This is a genomic window from Inquilinus sp., assembly GCF_039594555.1.
Taxonomy (GTDB): Bacteria; Pseudomonadota; Alphaproteobacteria; order DSM-16000; family Inquilinaceae; genus Inquilinus.
In genome coordinates this window covers 1-15,390 of the sequence record NZ_JBCNNF010000150.1, presented here as the reverse complement: position 1 = coordinate 15,390, position 15,390 = coordinate 1, and the positions used below count along the sequence as shown (strand labels likewise).

14 protein-coding genes and 5 tRNA genes are annotated in these 15,390 nt (G+C 67.9%); 1 reads left to right on the top strand and 18 read right to left on the bottom strand.

Features of this window, described 5'->3' with window-relative positions:
* From nuoF to ABDW35_RS17285, 18 genes are all read right to left on the bottom strand, one after another.
* On the bottom strand, positions 1 to 801 hold an 801-nt coding region (gene nuoF / locus ABDW35_RS17370; protein ID WP_343715135.1), incomplete at its 3' end, for an NADH-quinone oxidoreductase subunit NuoF.
* A complete protein-coding gene (nuoE, locus tag ABDW35_RS17365) occupies positions 801 to 1,646 on the bottom strand; it encodes an NADH-quinone oxidoreductase subunit NuoE (RefSeq protein ID WP_343715134.1) in 846 nt (281 codons plus the stop codon). The genes nuoF and nuoE, both read right to left, overlap by 1 nt.
* A complete protein-coding gene (locus ABDW35_RS17360) occupies positions 1,643 to 2,824 on the bottom strand; it encodes an NADH-quinone oxidoreductase subunit D (RefSeq protein WP_343715133.1) in 1,182 nt (393 codons plus the stop codon). The genes nuoE and ABDW35_RS17360 overlap by 4 nt, the downstream gene beginning before the upstream one ends.
* Before the next feature lie 5 nt (positions 2,825 to 2,829).
* Complete coding sequence (locus ABDW35_RS17355) at positions 2,830 to 3,477, bottom strand: NADH-quinone oxidoreductase subunit C (RefSeq protein ID WP_343715132.1); 648 nt, start codon at positions 3,475 to 3,477, stop codon at positions 2,830 to 2,832.
* A gap of 17 nt (positions 3,478 to 3,494) precedes the next feature.
* A complete protein-coding gene (locus ABDW35_RS17350; protein WP_343715131.1) occupies positions 3,495 to 4,073 on the bottom strand; it encodes an NADH-quinone oxidoreductase subunit B family protein in 579 nt (192 codons plus the stop codon).
* Positions 4,064 to 4,432 (bottom strand): NADH-quinone oxidoreductase subunit A, encoded by a 369-nt coding sequence (locus ABDW35_RS17345; protein WP_034832298.1) that lies wholly within the window; start codon positions 4,430 to 4,432, stop codon positions 4,064 to 4,066. The genes ABDW35_RS17350 and ABDW35_RS17345 overlap by 10 nt, the downstream gene beginning before the upstream one ends.
* A gap of 334 nt (positions 4,433 to 4,766) precedes the next feature.
* Positions 4,767 to 4,843 (bottom strand) — tRNA-Asp (locus ABDW35_RS17340).
* Positions 4,844 to 4,916: 73 nt separating this feature from the next.
* Positions 4,917 to 4,993, bottom strand: a tRNA-Asp gene (locus tag ABDW35_RS17335).
* Positions 4,994 to 5,142: 149 nt separating this feature from the next.
* Positions 5,143 to 5,218 (bottom strand) — tRNA-Val (locus ABDW35_RS17330).
* Between the two features lie 96 nt (positions 5,219 to 5,314).
* Positions 5,315 to 5,608 (bottom strand): HU family DNA-binding protein, encoded by a 294-nt coding sequence (locus ABDW35_RS17325; RefSeq protein WP_343715130.1) that lies wholly within the window; start codon positions 5,606 to 5,608, stop codon positions 5,315 to 5,317.
* A 207-nt stretch (positions 5,609 to 5,815) separates the two neighbouring features.
* Positions 5,816 to 8,221 carry an endopeptidase La gene (lon, locus tag ABDW35_RS17320; protein WP_343715129.1) on the bottom strand — a complete coding sequence of 802 codons (2,406 nt, stop codon included), beginning with the start codon at positions 8,219 to 8,221 and terminating at the stop codon, positions 5,816 to 5,818.
* Positions 8,222 to 8,492: 271 nt separating this feature from the next.
* Entirely contained in the window at positions 8,493 to 9,758 is a 1,266-nt protein-coding gene (gene clpX, locus ABDW35_RS17315; RefSeq protein WP_034832306.1) for an ATP-dependent Clp protease ATP-binding subunit ClpX, read from the bottom strand.
* Between the two features lie 192 nt (positions 9,759 to 9,950).
* Positions 9,951 to 10,571 (bottom strand): ATP-dependent Clp endopeptidase proteolytic subunit ClpP, encoded by a 621-nt coding sequence (gene clpP, locus ABDW35_RS17310; RefSeq protein WP_088150328.1) that lies wholly within the window; start codon positions 10,569 to 10,571, stop codon positions 9,951 to 9,953.
* An 84-nt stretch (positions 10,572 to 10,655) separates the two neighbouring features.
* Positions 10,656 to 12,116 (bottom strand): trigger factor, encoded by a 1,461-nt coding sequence (tig, locus tag ABDW35_RS17305; RefSeq protein WP_343715128.1) that lies wholly within the window; start codon positions 12,114 to 12,116, stop codon positions 10,656 to 10,658.
* 62 nt (positions 12,117 to 12,178) lie between these two features.
* Positions 12,179 to 12,263: transfer RNA gene (locus ABDW35_RS17300), tRNA-Leu, on the bottom strand.
* Positions 12,264 to 12,397: 134 nt separating this feature from the next.
* Entirely contained in the window at positions 12,398 to 13,846 is a 1,449-nt protein-coding gene (locus ABDW35_RS17295; RefSeq protein ID WP_343715136.1) for an NAD(P)H-hydrate dehydratase, read from the bottom strand.
* Positions 13,846 to 14,631: an aldolase/citrate lyase family protein gene (locus ABDW35_RS17290; RefSeq protein ID WP_343715127.1), complete on the bottom strand. Its 786-nt coding sequence runs from the start codon at positions 14,629 to 14,631 to the stop codon at positions 13,846 to 13,848. The genes ABDW35_RS17295 and ABDW35_RS17290 overlap by 1 nt, the downstream gene beginning before the upstream one ends.
* 57 nt (positions 14,632 to 14,688) lie before the next feature.
* A tRNA-His gene (locus ABDW35_RS17285) sits at positions 14,689 to 14,764 on the bottom strand.
* Between the two features lie 150 nt (positions 14,765 to 14,914).
* Here ABDW35_RS17285 and ABDW35_RS17280 point away from each other — a divergent pair.
* Positions 14,915 to 15,390, top strand: a 476-nt coding sequence (locus ABDW35_RS17280) for an aminotransferase class I/II-fold pyridoxal phosphate-dependent enzyme (protein ID WP_343715126.1), incomplete at its 3' end; no start/stop codon positions are given.

Here is a 15,390-nt window from a genome sequence, read left to right as displayed (position 1 = left end):
CAGCTCCCGCATCGGGATGCCGAGCTCTTCCTCGACATTGCAGGGCTGGTTCACATGGCCGGAGATGCAGAACAGCTTGGTGCCCTGGTTCTTCGGCCGGCCGATGCCGGCGAACCAGGCGCCGCCACGGCGCAGGATCTCGCCGACCACGGCAATGGTCTCGACATTGTTCACGGTGGTCGGGCAGCCATACAGGCCCGCGCCCGCCGGGAAGGGCGGCTTGTTGCGCGGCTGGCCCTTCTTGCCCTCCAGGCTCTCCAGCAGCGCGGTCTCCTCGCCGCAGATATAGGCGCCGGCGCCGCGGTGCAGGTACAGGTCGAAGTCCCAGCCGGTGCCGGCCGCGTTCTTGCCGAGCAGGCCGGCGTCATAGGCCTGGTCGATCGCGACCTGCATGTTCGAGGCTTCGCCGTAGAACTCGCCCCGGATGTAGATGTAGCAGGCGTGCGCCCCCATGGCGAAGGAGGCCAGCAGCGCGCCCTCGATCAGCCGGTGCGGGTCGAAGCGCAGGATCTCGCGGTCCTTGCAGGTGCCCGGTTCCGATTCGTCGGCGTTGATGACGAGGTAGCTCGGCCGGCCGTCCTTGCTCTCCTTCGGCATGAAGGACCACTTCATGCCGGTCGGGAAGCCGGCGCCGCCACGGCCGCGCAGGCCGGAGGTCTTGACCTCCTCGATGATCCTGTCGCGGCCGAGATCGACCAGCGCCTTGGTGTCGCTCCAGATGCCGCGGCGGCGGGCGCCTTCCAGGCCCCAATCGTCCCAGCCATAGAGATTGGTGAAGATGCGGTCTTCGTCGCGCAGCATCACTTTTCTCCCGAATCCGCGGTGCCGGGGTGGTCGCCGGTCGGCTCGATCCTCTGCGGCGGCCGGCCCTTCTTCTCGGGCTCGGCATCGCCGCGATGGGTGCCCGGCAGGGGCTCGGCCTCGGCCGCAACCTCCTGCGCCGGCGGGGCGCCGCCGGGCGCCGGATCCGGCCGATCGGCCTGGCTGCCCTCGGCGCCCGGACGGGCGGCGGAGGCCGGCACGGCCGGGCGGTGGCCCGGCTTCATGTTCAGCAGCGTGGTCGCGCCGGACAGCGCCTCGGAATTGGTGCGGCCGTTCTGCGGGCCCGGCGTGGTCTGCCGCCCGGCCTTCAGCGCGTCGATCAGCGCCACCGTCTTGTCGTAGTCCAGATCCTCGTAGAAATCGTCGTTGATCTGGACCATCGGCGCGTTGACGCAGGCGCCCAGGCACTCGACCTCGAGCACCGAGAACTGGCCGTCCTCGCTGGTCTCGTGGTTGCCGCAGCCGGCCCGGTCCTGCAGCGCGCGCATCACCTCGCCCGACCCGCGCAGCCAGCACGGGGTGGTGGTGCAGACCTGGAAGAAGTGGCGGCCGACGGGCGCCTTGTTGAACATGGTGTAGAAGCTGGCGACCTCGTACACCCGGATCCGCGGCATCTCCAGCAGGTCGGCGACATAGTCCATCGCCACCCGCGGGATCCAGTTGTGATGCTGGCGCTGGGCGAGATCGAGCAGCGGGATCACCGCGCTCTGCTGCCGGCCCTCGGGGTATTTGGCGATGATCTTCTTCGCCCGCTCGAGGTTCTCGGGCGTGAAGGCGAAATGCTTCGGCTGCTCCGCCTCCGGCGCAATCCCTGCGGCCGTCATCGGTCGATCTCCCCGAACACGATGTCCTGGCTGCCGATGATCGCGACGGCATCGGCCAGCATGTGTCCCCGGCTCATGAAGTCCAGCCCCTGCAGATGGGCGAAGCCCGGGGCGCGGATGCGGCAGCGATACGGCCGGTTGGTGCCGTCCGCGACCAGGTAGACGCCGAACTCGCCCTTCGGCGCCTCGACCGCGGCATAGGTCTCGCCGGCCGGGACGTGATAGCCCTCGGTGTAGAGCTTGAAGTGGTGGATCAGCGCTTCCATCGACCGCTTCATGTCGGCGCGCGGCGGCGGCGACACTTTGCGGTCGGTGGTCTTCACCGGCCCGTCCTTCGGCATCTGCTCCAGGCACTGCCGGATGATGCGGTTGGACTGGCGCATCTCCTCGACCCGCAGCAGGTAGCGGGCATAGCAGTCGCCGGTCAGGCCGACCGGGACGTCGAAATCCATCCGGTCATAGACGTCGTAGGGCTGCGCCTTGCGCAGGTCCCAGGCGATGTTCGAGGCGCGCAGCATCGGGCCGGAGAAACCCCAGGCCTTGGCCTGCTCCGCCGTCACCACGCCGATATCGACCAGGCGCTGCTTGAAGATCCGGTTCTCGGTCAGCAGGCTCTCGAGGTCGTCGACGAATTTCGGGAAGCGCTCGGTATAGGCCCAGATGTCGTCGGCCAGGCCGGCCGGCATGTCCTGCGAGACGCCGCCGGGGCGGAAGTAGTTGGCGTGCAGCCGCGCGCCCGACACCCGCTCGTAGAACTCCATCAGGAGCTCGCGCTCCTCGAAGCCCCACAGCGACGGGGTCACCGCGCCGACGTCCAGCGCGTAGGTGGTGATGTTCAGCAGGTGGTTCAGCACCCGGCCGATCTCGGCGAACAGCACGCGGATGTACTGGCCGCGCTCCGGCACGGTGATGCCCAGCAGCCGCTCCACCGCCAGGGCGAAGGCATGCTCCTGGTTCATCGGGGCGACATAGTCCAGGCGATCGAAATACGGCGTCGCCTGCATGTAGGTCTTGTATTCGATCAGCTTCTCGGTGCCGCGATGCAGCAGCCCGATATGCGGATCGGCCCGCTCCACCACCTCGCCGTCCAGCTCCAGCACCAGGCGCAGCACGCCGTGCGCGGCCGGGTGCTGCGGGCCGAAATTCATGGTGTAGGGCTTGATCTGGGTCTCGACCATGGTGCTTACGCCTTCGGCTCGTTCAGCGCGGCCTTCTCGTCGCCCGGCAGGACCACGGGCACGTCAGGACCGGGGCGCGTCATGCCTTCCCACGGGCTGAGGAAGTCGAAGGTGCGGAAATCCTGGGTCAGCTTGACCGGCTCGTACACCACCCGCTTCTGCTCGGTGTCGTAGCGGACCTCGACATAGCCGGTCAGCGGGAAGTCCTTGCGCAGCGGGTGCCCCTCGAAGCCGTAATCGGTGAGGATGCGGCGCAGATCCGGGTTGTCGGCGAAGAAGATGCCGTACAGGTCCCAGGCCTCGCGCTCGAACCAGGTCGCGGCCGGGAAGACGCCCGCGGCGGACGGCACCGGCGTATCCTCGTCGGTCGTCACCTTGACCCGGATCCGGCGGTTATGCCGGAAGCTGAGCAGGTGATAAACGACCTCCAGCCGCTCCGGCCGGGTCGGATAGTCGGCGCCGCAGATGTCGGTCAGCTGCTCGAACAGGGCGTCGGGCGCGTCGCGCAGATGGGTCAGCACCCGCACGATCGACTCGCGCCGCACAGTCAGGGTCAGCTCGGCCGTCGGCGACACCGCGTGGTCGAGCACGTCCGCGCCCAGCGCCGCCGCGAGGGCCGTGCCGAGGTCGGTCAGTTCCTGGATCGATGCCATTCTCGCTTCCCGATCCCTCAGCGGATGATCCGGTTGCCGCGCCGGATCTTCTTCTGCAGCTGCATGATGCCGTAGACCAGGGCCTCGGCCGTCGGCGGGCAGCCCGGGACATAGATGTCGACCGGGACGACGCGGTCGCAGCCGCGCACCACCGAGTAGGAATAGTGATAGTAGCCGCCGCCATTGGCGCAGGAGCCCATCGAGATGACCCAGCGCGGCTCGGGCATCTGGTCGTAGACCTTGCGCAAGGCCGGAGCCATCTTGTTGGTCAGCGTGCCGGCGACGATCATGACGTCGGACTGGCGCGGGCTGGGCCGCGGGATGACGCCGAGTCGGTCCAGGTCATAGCGCGGCATGTAGGCGTGGATCATCTCCACCGCGCAGCAGGCCAGGCCGAAGGTCATCGGCCACAGCGACCCGGTGCGCGCCCAGCCGAGCAGCGCGTCGAACTGGGTCAGCAGGAAGCCCCTGTCCTGGATCTCGGCATTGGCGGCGCGGATCACCGCGTCCTGCCCGGGGCCCGGGGGGATCGGCGTGCCGATGCCGACGGGGCTGGTCGCCACCGGGCTGCTCGGCTGAGTCGCGCTCACTCCCATTCCAGCGCTCCCTTCTTCCACTCGTAGATGAAGCCGACGGTCAGGACGCCCAGGAACACCATCATCGACCAGAAGCCGAACATCCCGATGTCCTTGAGCGCGACCGCCCAGGGGAACAGGAAGGCCACTTCCAGGTCGAAGATGATGAACAGGATCGAGACCAGGTAGAACCGGACGTCGAACTTGGAGCGCGCATCGGCGAAGGCGTCGAAGCCGCACTCATAGGCCGAGAGCTTCTCGCTGTCCGGATTCTGCTTCCCGACGACGAGGGATGCGCCGACCGCGGCGCCGGCGATCACGATGGCGATCGCCAGGAAGACGAGGATCGGAAAGTACTCCGACACTAGAGAGGTCGTCATCGCTCACCCGTCACACGTGGAGCCTGCGCGATCTTGATCGGCAGGCGCTCCACCCCAAATCTCATTCTTCGTCGAGAGGGTGGCCCGTTCCGGGTCCCTTCCGGCGCGGCCTTTATAGGCCGGCATGTCGGACGAGAGAAGCGAATTTCCGCCATAATTCTTAGTTGCGAATGCTTCTCAACCGCATGATTTTGCTGGAATCTTCGCCCTCACGCAGGATGCCACGAACGAGCCAGTTGGACCGGCCGGTCCAGCCGCGTCCAAATGCAGCAAGGGCCGCGAACCCGTCACAGACGAGGCGGCCCGGAGCAAGTATCGGCGATGGTCGGGGAAGTGGCGCGAGTGACGGGACTTGAACCCGCGGCCTCCGGCGTGACAGGCCGGCGCTCTAACCAACTGAGCTACACCCGCGCAGGGCGCCGGCAACGATCACGGGGACTTCGGCGGATCGCCGAAACCCGGAACGAGACCGGAATACGAGAAGTGGCGCGAGTGACGGGACTTGAACCCGCGGCCTCCGGCGTGACAGGCCGGCGCTCTAACCAACTGAGCTACACCCGCGCATCTGGCCGCTCATCGCGGCGAGGCGCTTGAGATACCCACTCCACCGGGGGCTGTCAACTCGAATTGCCAGCGGAGGAGCGGGATTTTCGCGGCGGCCGGATCGGAGGATTCGGAGGGCCGCGAAGGCCGCCGGAGCGGCCGGGAACTGGTGGGCGATGACGGGCTCGAACCGCCGACACTCGGTGTGTAAAACCGATGCTCTACCAGCTGAGCTAATCGCCCGGGCGGACCCGCGGGGACGATCCCGCAGGGTCCGGACATGAAGCGGCCGGTCGGGCCAGGGCGCCGACCGGCCGGTTCGGGCACAAGTGCGGAGGCTTACTTCTTCTTGCCGCCGGTGCTGTTGACGGCGTCCTTCAGGCCCTTGCCGGCCTTGAACTTGACCTGCTTGGAGGCGGCGATCTTGATGGTCTCGCCGGTCCGCGGGTTGCGGCCCTCAGACGCGGCACGCGCCGCGACGCCGAAGGTGCCGAACCCAACGAGGCGGACTTCCCCCCCCTTCGTCAACGTCTGGGTAACACCGTCGATGAAGCTGTCGATGGCGTTGCCAGCATCGGCACGCGACAGACCGGTGCTTTCCGCGACGTGTGCGACGAGATCGTTCTTGTTCACGTGTCGGCCTCCTTTAGGCTCTGTGTTGGTCGTTCCGACGGGTTCGCCGGATACAGGCTAGGTACTCTCCAAACCGACAACCGTTCGATGCGCCTTTTCCCGACACCGAAACGTCACGAAATGTAAGCGTATCGCGGAAACCCGGTCAATCGTCGGCGGCCCTGAAACACATGGAATTCTGCCAAGTTCCAGGGCCGCCGAGATACCTCAGTGACGGATCACCGCCTCGTCATCGCCATCGGCGGCGACGGGAGCGATTTCGTCCACATCCGTTTCCTTCCATTCGATCGGCTCCAGAGGACGCACCAGGGCGTTCTTCAGAACTTCCTCGACACTGGTGGTCGGCAGGATTGCCAGGGCCTTCTTCACTGAATCCGGGATATCCGCAAGGTCTTTTTCATTGTCCTTGGGAATAATCACCGTCTTGATGCCAGCCCGGACCGCCGCCAACAGCTTCTCTTTCAGGCCGCCGATCGGCAGCACACGCCCCCGCAGGGTGACCTCGCCGGTCATCGCCACGTCGCGGCGGACCGGGTTTCCGGTCAGCGCCGAGACCATGGCGGTGACCATGGCGATGCCCGCCGACGGCCCGTCCTTCGGGGTCGCCCCCTCCGGCACGTGGACGTGGATGTCGCGCTTGCCGAACAGCGTCGGCTTGATGCCGAAGGACACGGCGCGGGCCTTGGCGAAGCTTTCCGCCGCCTGCACCGATTCCTTCATCACGTCGCCGAGCTTGCCGGTGGCCACCACGCGGCCGCGGCCGGGGACCGGCACGGCCTCGATCGACAGGATCTCGCCGCCGACCTCGGTCCAGGCCAGGCCGGTGACGACGCCGACCATGTCCTCCAGCTCCGCCTCGCCGTAGCGGAACTTGCGCACGCCGGCGTACTTCTCGAGATCCGCCGGCTTGACGGTGATCTTCTTGACGTCGCTGGTCAGGATCTCACGCACCGCCTTGCGCGCCAGGCCCGCGATCTCGCGCTCCAGGCTGCGGACGCCCGCCTCCCGGGTGTAGTAGCGAATCAGGTCGCGCAGCGCGTCGTCGGTCAGCGTCCACTCGCCCTTCTTCAGGCCGTTGGCCTCGGCCTGCTTCTGGATCAGGTGGCGCTTGGCGATCTCGACCTTCTCATCCTCGGTGTAGCCGGGGATGCGGATGATCTCCATGCGGTCCATCAGCGGCTGCGGCATGCGCAGGCTGTTGGCCGTGCAGATGAACATCACGTCCGACAGGTCGTAATCGACCTCGAGATAGTGGTCGTTGAAGGTCGCGTTCTGCTCCGGGTCCAGCACCTCCAGCAGGGCCGAGGACGGGTCGCCGCGATAGTCGGCGCCCAGCTTGTCGATCTCGTCCAGCAGGAACAGCGGGTTCGACGACTTGGCCTTCTTCATGCCCTGGATGACCTTGCCCGGCATCGAGCCGATATAGGTCCGCCGGTGGCCGCGGATCTCCGCCTCGTCGCGGACGCCGCCCAGCGACATGCGCACGAAGTTGCGGCCGGTGGCCTTGGCGATCGACTTGCCCAACGAGGTCTTGCCGACGCCGGGCGGGCCGACCAGGCACAGGATCGAGCCGCGGATCTTGCTGGTCCGCTGCTGCACGGCCAGGTACTCCAGCACGCGCTCCTTGACCTTCTCCAGCCCGTAATGGTCGTCGTTCAGCACCTGCTCAGCGTGGATCAGGTCCTTCTTGATGCGGGTCCGCTGCTTCCAGGGAATCGACAGCATCCAGTCGAGGTAGTTGCGGACCACCGTCGCCTCGGCCGACATCGGGCTCATCGACCGCAGCTTCTTCAGCTCAGCCATGGCCTTGTCGCGGGCCTCCTTGGTCAGCTTGACCTTGTTGATCCGCTCCTCGAGCTCCGCCGCCTCGTCGCGCCCGTCCTCGCCCTCGCCGAGCTCCTTCTGGATCGCCTTCAGCTGCTCGTTCAGGTAGTACTCGCGCTGGGTCTTCTCCATCTGCCGCTTGACGCGGCTGCGGATGCGCTTCTCGACCTGGAGGACGCCGATCTCGCCCTCCATGAAGCCGTAGACCTTCTCCAGCCGCTCGGTGATCGAGGCGATCTCGAGGATCTGCTGCTTCTCGGGGATCTTCAGCGACAGGTGCGCGGCGATGGTGTCGGCCAGCTTGGCGCCGTCCTCGATCTGGTTGACCGAGACCAGCACCTCCGGCGGGATCTTCTTGTTGAGCTTGATGTACTGCTCGAACTGGGCGACCGCGGCGCGGCCCAGCGCCTCGACCTCCTGCGGATCGGCGCCCACTTCCTCGAGCGGCTCCACCTGGGCCTGGAAGAAGTCCGGATTATCGGAATAGCGCACGATGCGCGCGCGCTGCACGCCCTCGACCAGCACCTTGACGGTCCCGTCCGGCAGCTTCAGCAGCTGCAGCACCGTCCCGATCGTGCCGACGTCGAAGATCTCCTCCGGCGACGGGTCGTCCTGCGAGGCGTTGCGCTGGGTGACCAGAAGGATCTGCTTGTCCTCCTTCATCACGTCCTCGAGCGCGCGCACCGACTTCTCGCGGCCGACGAACAATGGCACGATCATGTGCGGGAAGACCACGATGTCCCTCAGAGGCAACACCGGGTACAGCGTGTCTTTGTTCAGGTTCAACATGCGTTCTGCCTTACTGGGGTGGGCAGCGGCCCGGGAAGCGGCGCCGCGCCGGCGCCGGACGGTGGAGACCCGGCGCGCCCAATAAACGTGGCGATGACCGGAAGCCGTTCAAGGGACGGGAATGCTGCAGCCCTCATGACCCGTCCACAAGACCCCAATCGGAGGGGCATGGCAAGCCAAAGGCACCGATTCCGGCCAAGTTCGAAACGAAACAGCCGATGCCCGGAGGCATCGGCTGTCAGGTCGGTCAGGATCTGTCGCGGGCCCGGCGTCAGGCGCTTGGGGCGCGGTCCTGCTGTTTCTCCGCGTAGATCAGGAGCGGCTTGGCGCGCCCCTCCACCACCTCGCGGTTGACCACGATCTCGACCACGCCGTTCATGCTCGGCAGGTCGTACATCGGCTCGAGCAGGATGCTCTCCATGATCGAGCGCAGGCCGCGCGCGCCGGTCTTGCGCTGGATCGCCCGGTTGGCGATGCCCTTCAGGGCATCGTCGGTGAGCGACAGATGCACGTCCTCCATCTCGAACAGCCGCTGGTACTGCTTCACCAGCGCATTCTTCGGCTTGGACAGGATCTCGATCAGCGCGTCCGAGTCGAGGTCCTCGAGCGTCGCGACCACCGGCAGGCGGCCGACGAACTCCGGGATCAGGCCGAACTTCAGCAGATCCTCGGGCTCGACCTCGCTGAAGATCTCGCCGGTCGTCCGCTCATCCGGCCCGCGCACATCGGCGCCGAAGCCGAGCGAGCTGCCGCGGCCGCGCTGGGAGATGATCTTCTCCAGCCCAGAGAAGGCACCGCCGCAGATGAACAGGATGTTGGTGGTGTCGACCTGCAGGAACTCCTGCTGCGGGTGCTTGCGCCCGCCCTGTGGGGGCACCGAGGCGATGGTGCCTTCCATGATCTTCAGCAGGGCCTGCTGCACGCCCTCGCCCGAGACGTCGCGGGTGATCGAGGGGTTGTCCGACTTGCGGCTGATCTTGTCGACCTCGTCGATGTAGACGATGCCGCGCTGCGCCCGCTCGACATTGTAGTCGGCGGCCTGCAGCAGCTTGAGGATGATGTTCTCGACATCCTCGCCGACATAGCCCGCCTCGGTCAGCGTCGTCGCATCCGCCATGGTAAACGGCACGTCGAGGATGCGGGCCAGAGTCTGGGCCAGCAACGTCTTGCCGCAGCCGGTCGGGCCGATCAGGAGGATGTTGGACTTTGCGAGCTCGACCTCGCCGTTCTTCTGCCCGTGCGCCAGCCGCTTGTAGTGGTTGTGCACGGCGACGGAGAGCACCTTCTTCGCGTGCTCCTGGCCGATCACGTAGTCGTCCAGAACCTTGCGGATGTCCTTTGGCGTCGGGACACCGTCACGGTTCTTGACCAGCGTGGTCTTGTTCTCCTCGCGGATGATGTCCGTGCACAGCTCCACGCACTCGTCGCAGATGAACACAGTCGGGCCCGCAATCAGCTTGCGAACCTCGTGCTGGCTCTTGCCGCAGAACGAGCAGTAGAGCGTGTTCTTCGAGTCACCGCCTGAGGTCTTGCTCATCACTGCCTCACTTCCGCATCCGCGATACCGACCCGCGTGCCCCTGGCGCCCAGGCCGGGATGCGGTTGCCTCCAGATGGCGGCGGCTCCACCCTGCGACAAGGTCGTCCCGGCGCAGGGCAGATCCGCTTCATCACGAATCAAGATAGCGCCCTTCGGCCCGGATCGGTAGGGCCGTGGGCCAAGAGAACGATTATTCGGCAACGGTCGGACGCCGCTCGACGACCTCGTCGACGATGCCGAAGCCCTTGGCTTCGTCGGCCGACATGAACTTGTCGCGGTCCATCGAGCGCTCGATCTCCTCGAGCGACTGGCCGGTGTGCTTGACATAGACCTCGTTCAGCCGCTGGCGCAGCTTGAGGATCTCGCGCGCCTGGATCTCGATGTCGGAGGCCTGGCCGCGGGCGCCGCCCGAGGGCTGGTGCACCATGATCCGGCTGTTCGGCAGGGCGAAGCGCTTGCCCGGCGCGCCGGCCGCCAGCAGCAGCGAGCCCATCGACGCCGCTTGGCCGATGCAGACGGTCATGATCTGCGGCTGGATGTACTGCATGGTGTCGTAGATCGCCATGCCCGCCGTGATCACCCCGCCCGGCGAGTTGACGTAGAAGGCGATGTCCTTCTTCGGGTTCTCGGATTCCAGGAACAGCAGCTGGGCGCAGACCAGGCTGGCCAGCTCGTCATAGATCGGCCCGGTCAGAAAGATGATCCGCTCCTTGAGGAGGCGGGAATAGATGTCATAGGCGCGCTCGCCCCGGTTGGTCTGTTCCACGACCATCGGGACCAGGGCGTTCATGCTCGGCTCATACGGAGGCATACGTTCCTCGAAGGCTCGCGCGGGCCGGCAGGGCGCCGCGGCTCACCCCTACATTAGGGGAGGTCCGCGGCGACCTTCAACCGGTCAGGCGCCGGTGCCGGTATCGGCGTCGGTGTCGGCGGCCTTCTCGTCGGCGCCCTCGGTCTCGGCGGCGGCCTTCTTGGCAGCCTTGCGCTTGGCGGGTTTGGCCTCCTCGGCCGCCTTGGCCTCGGTCGCCTCGTCCTCGTCCGGGTCGCGCGCCAGCTCCTCCGGCGTCACGGTGGTGTCGCTGACCTTGATCTTGCCGAGGATGACGTCGACCACCTTCTCCTCGAACAGGGGCGCGCGCAGATTCTCGATCGCCTGCGGGTTCTGGCGGAAGAAGTCGACCACCTGCTGCTCCTGGCCCGGATAGCGGCGGGCCTCGGCGATCAGGGCACGATTCAGCTCTTCCTGGCTCACCTCGACGTTCTCGGCGCGGCCGATCTCGGCGAAGAGCAGGCCCAGGCGGACGCGGCGCTCGGCGATACCGCGGTACTCGGCCTTCAGCTCATCCTCCGGCTTGTTCTTGTCCGGATTGTCGTCGCCGCCGGTCTCGATCGACTGCTGCACCTGCTTCCAGATCTGGTCGAACTCCAGGTCGACCATGCCCTGCGGCACGGCGAAATCGACCAGCTCGGCCAGCTTGTCCAGCAGGGCGCGCTTGGCGCGCAGGCGCGAGATCCGGCCGAACTCCTGCTCGGTCTGGTCCTTGACGGCCTTGCGCAGGCCCTCGAGGTCCTCGAAGCCCAGCTCCTTGGCGAACTCCTCGTTCACCTCGGGCACCACGCCCTTCTCGATCGACTTGACGTCGACCTCGAACTTCGCCGGCTTACCGGCGTGCTCGGCGCTCTGGTACTCCTCGGGGAAGCTCAGCGAGACGGTGACGTGTTCGCCCGCCTTCTTGCCGACCAGCTGCTCCTCGAAGCCCGGGATGAAGCGGCCCGAGCCGATCTCCAGGCGATGGTCCTTGCCGGACATCTCCTCGCTCGGCGCCTGGCCGTCGAGGCTGCCCTCGAAATCGATGACGGCGACGTCGCCGTTCTCCAGGCCGCGCTCCTCGGTCACCGGCTCGAACTTGCGGCGGGTCTCGGCGATGCGCGTCAGGCCGGCGGAGATCTGCTCGTCGGTCACCTCGGCGACCGGGCGGGTGATCTCGACGCTGTCGAAGGCCGGCGCCGTGATTTCCGGCAGCACCTCGACATCGACCTTGTATTCGAGGTCCTTGCCCTCGTCGAAGCTGGTGACCTCGACCTTCGGGCGCAGGGCCGGGCGCAGGTTGCGCTCGTCCAGGGCCTTGCGGGTGCCCTCGTCGACGGCCCCTTCCAGGACCTCGCCCATGACCGACTTGCCATAGCGCTGCTTCATCAGCGACACCGGCACCTTGCCGGGGCGGAAGCCCGGGAGCTTGACCCGGCCCGCGAGCTTGACGAGCTCCGTCTGGACGCGTTGTTCGATGTCGGCCGCCGGCACGACGATCTTGAACTCGTGCCGCAGACCCTCGGTGCTGGTTTCGATCACTTGCATCGGTCTTCAGGAATCCGTCGATATGACAGGTCGGGACGCTATGTGCCCTGTCTGAGGTTTGATGGTGCGGGCGGAGGGATTTGAACCCCCACGGCTTTCGCCGCTGGAACCTAAATCCAGTGCGTCTACCAATTCCGCCACGCCCGCGAAGACCCCCACCCCTGCCCGCCCCCGAAAACACGCACAAAAAGGCACGCAACGGAGGGAGTCGGCCCTGCGAAGGGGCGGTCATAGCACAGGGTTTTTGCGGACGACAGGCAAAACGCGGGCGGGCGGAGGGCTCAGAGCCGGTCCAGCACGGCCGGCAGGGCGTCGATCACGTCCTCGGCGATCAGCCCCGCGCCGACCCGTTGCGCCGCGGCGCCGTGCAGCCAGACGGCGGCGCCAGCGGCCTCGAAGCCCGTCATGCCCTGCGCCTTCAGGCCCAGCACGATGCCGGCCAGCACGTCGCCGGTGCCGCCGGTCGCCAGGGACGGCGGCGCATTGGCGTTGATCGCGGCCCGGCCATCCGGCGCGGCGATGATGGTGTCCGCCCCCTTCAGCACCACCACCGCGCCGACCAGCGCCGCGGCCTGTCGGGCCCGAACCAGGCGCGGGGCATCGGACTTGCCGAACAGCTTGTCGAACTCGCCCTGATGCGGCGTCAGCACGCAGTCGGCGTCCAGCAGCCCGGCCAGCGCCTGCGGCTCGCCGGCATAGCTGGCGAGGCCGTCGGCATCGAGCACCAGCGACTTGCCCGCGCCGCGCACGGCCGAAACCGCCTGGCGCAGCGCCGGCCCGGCCCCGCCGCCGGGACCGATCAGCACCGGGCCGAGGCGGCGGTCGGCCAGGAGCCCGTCCCAGCGCTCGCTCGGCAACGCCATGGCGCCGGGCCAGTCAGCGCGGAAGGCCGGCAGCGCCGCCTCGGGAGCGACCACGGTCAGCAGGCCGGCGCCGGTCCGACGGGCCGCCCGTGCGGCCAGCCGGGCCGCACCGGCCAGGCTGCCGCCGGCCAGGATCAGCGGATGGCCGCGATCGTATTTGTGCTGGGTCGCCGCCATGTGCGGCAGCGCGGCGCGCCACAGCGCCGGGCCGTTCCCGTGGATCGTCGGGCCGATCGCCTCCAGCACCGCGGACTCGATGCCGATATCGGCGACGCGGATCTCGCCGCAGAGAATGCGGCCGGGCAGCAGCAGGTGACCCGGCTTGCGGCGGAAGAAGGTGACAGTCAGGGCCGCCGGCGCCACCGGGCCGGGGGCAGAGCCGTCATCGCCGAACAGGCCGCTGGGCACGTCGACCGCGACCACCGGCAGGCCGGAGGCCCGTACCGCCTCGATCAGCGCCGCCGCCTTGCCCTCCGGCGCCCGGTTCAGTCCGGCGCCGAACAGCGCGTCGACCACCAGCCCCGCCCCCTCCAGCACCGCGGGATCGGGGGCCTCGACCTTGCCCTGCCACTGCGTCGCCGCCTCGGCCGCGTCGCCCTTCAGGGACTTCGCCGGGACCAGCGAGGCCAGCCGCACCGGCCAGCCCTTCCCTGCCAGCAGCCGGGCGATGACCCAGCCGTCGCCGCCATTGTTGCCGGGACCGCACAGCACCGCGACCGGGCGCGGCGACCAGCGGGCGCGGATCGCCCGCGCCACCGCCGCCCCCGCCCGCTCCATCAGCACGATGCCGGGGGTGCCGGCGGCGATGCTGCGGCGGTCGGCCTCGCCCATCTCCGCCGCGGTCAGCAAAGCGAGGTCGGAGAGCATCACCGCCCCGGCTTCCCGACCGCCTCCTTGAAGGCGGCGAGGTCGGCCCGGGCGGCGTCGCGCAGCAGGGTGATCTCGGCCGGGCCGATGACGATGTGGCAGCCATCCTGCACCATCTCGGCCGGCGACCGGCCGAGCGAGGGCAGCGAGCCGAGCCATTTGCCGCTGTCGATGATGGCGCGCTCGGCCCGGCGAATCGTGTCGCGCACCTCCGGGTCGTCGAAGCGGCCGAGCTTGCCGAGGCTGCCGGACAGGTCCCAGGGGCCGATGAACAGCCCGTCGACGCCGTCGACCGCGGCGATGTCGGGAATCGCCTCCACCCCCTGCCGGGTCTCGATCTGGCACAGGATCAGCAGGTTGTCGGAGATGGTCTGCTGGTAGTCAGGCGCCAGGCCGAAATCGGCGCCGCGGGCGATGCCGTAGGCGACACCGCGGATCCCGGCCGGCGGATAGCGGCAGGCGGCGACCGCGGCCTCCGCCTCGGCCTTCGAGCTGACCTGCGGCACCATCACGCCCTCGGCGCCGATGTCGAGGATCCGCTTGGCATAGACCGGGTCGTTCCAGGGCATGCGGACGATGCCGGTGGCCGGAGTACCCGCCAGCGCCTGCAGGCAGGGCACCGCATCGGCGACCGAGGCTGGCCCGTGCTCATGGTCCAGCAGGACGATGTCGTAGCCGGCGAGGCCCAGCAGCTCGGAGATCAGCGAATGGCCGATGCCCTGCCAGCAGCCATAGACGGGCTCGCCCGCCCGCAGCTTCCGTTTCGCGGCGTTCGGTCGATACAAGGCAGCCTCCTCCGATGCGGTGGAGACAGGCGTATCAGATGATGGCGGGAGGGGAAATGGGGCGACCGATGGGACTCGAACCCACGACAACTCGGACCACAACCGAGGGCTCTACCAACTGAGCTACGGCCGCCACAGCATTTGCGGCGGCTGATATGAGGCATCGCCGGTTCGGCGTCAAGCGCTAGACGCAATCCCGCCTTTCGAAGGCGCTTCGGGGCATGACCGGGGCCGTCCGGGACGCCATAGTCCGGCACGACACAACTCAACAGGGGAAGGCGCGATGCTGATCCAGTCGGCCGCCATGGCCAATCTCGGCACCGAGACCGCATTCGACGTGCTGGCGCGGGCCCAGGCGCTGGCGGCGCAGGGCCGCGACATCATCAATCTCGGCATCGGCCAGCCCGATTTCCGCACCCCCGACCACATCGTCGAGGCCGGGGCCAAGGCGCTGCGCGACGGCCATCATGGCTACACCCCGGCCGGCGGCATCCCGGCGCTGCGCCGGGCCGTGGCCGACGACCTGGAGGCGCGGCGCGGCGTCACGGTCGACCCGGACGACGTGGTGATCATGCCCGGCGGCAAGGTGACCATGTGGTTCGCCATCCTGATGTTCGGCGAGCCCGGGGCCGAGATCCTGTACCCCAACCCCGGATTCCCGATCTACGAATCCGCCATTCGCTTCACCGGCGCGACGCCGGTGCCGGTGCGGCTGCGGGAGGAGAACGGCTTCGCCTTCTCGGCCGAGGAGGTGTTGTC

Excerpts from the sequence above, each read along its gene's own strand:
- nuoE (WP_343715134.1), bottom strand. The coding sequence starts at position 1,646 with ATGACGGCCGCAGGGATTGCGCCGGAGGCGGAGCAGCCGAAGCATTTC.
- ABDW35_RS17360 (WP_343715133.1), bottom strand. The coding sequence starts at position 2,824 with ATGGTCGAGACCCAGATCAAGCCCTACACCATGAATTTCGGCCCGCAG.
- ABDW35_RS17355 (WP_343715132.1), bottom strand. The coding sequence starts at position 3,477 with ATGGCATCGATCCAGGAACTGACCGACCTCGGCACGGCCCTCGCGGCG.
- ABDW35_RS17350 (WP_343715131.1), bottom strand. The coding sequence starts at position 4,073 with ATGGGAGTGAGCGCGACTCAGCCGAGCAGCCCGGTGGCGACCAGCCCC.
- ABDW35_RS17345 (WP_034832298.1), bottom strand. The coding sequence starts at position 4,432 with ATGACGACCTCTCTAGTGTCGGAGTACTTTCCGATCCTCGTCTTCCTG.
- lon (WP_343715129.1), bottom strand. The coding sequence starts at position 8,221 with ATGTTGAACCTGAACAAAGACACGCTGTACCCGGTGTTGCCTCTGAGG.
- clpX (WP_034832306.1), bottom strand. The coding sequence starts at position 9,758 with ATGAGCAAGACCTCAGGCGGTGACTCGAAGAACACGCTCTACTGCTCG.
- clpP (WP_088150328.1), bottom strand. The coding sequence starts at position 10,571 with ATGCCTCCGTATGAGCCGAGCATGAACGCCCTGGTCCCGATGGTCGTG.
- tig (WP_343715128.1), bottom strand. The coding sequence starts at position 12,116 with ATGCAAGTGATCGAAACCAGCACCGAGGGTCTGCGGCACGAGTTCAAG.
- ABDW35_RS17295 (WP_343715136.1), bottom strand. The coding sequence starts at position 13,846 with ATGCTCTCCGACCTCGCTTTGCTGACCGCGGCGGAGATGGGCGAGGCC.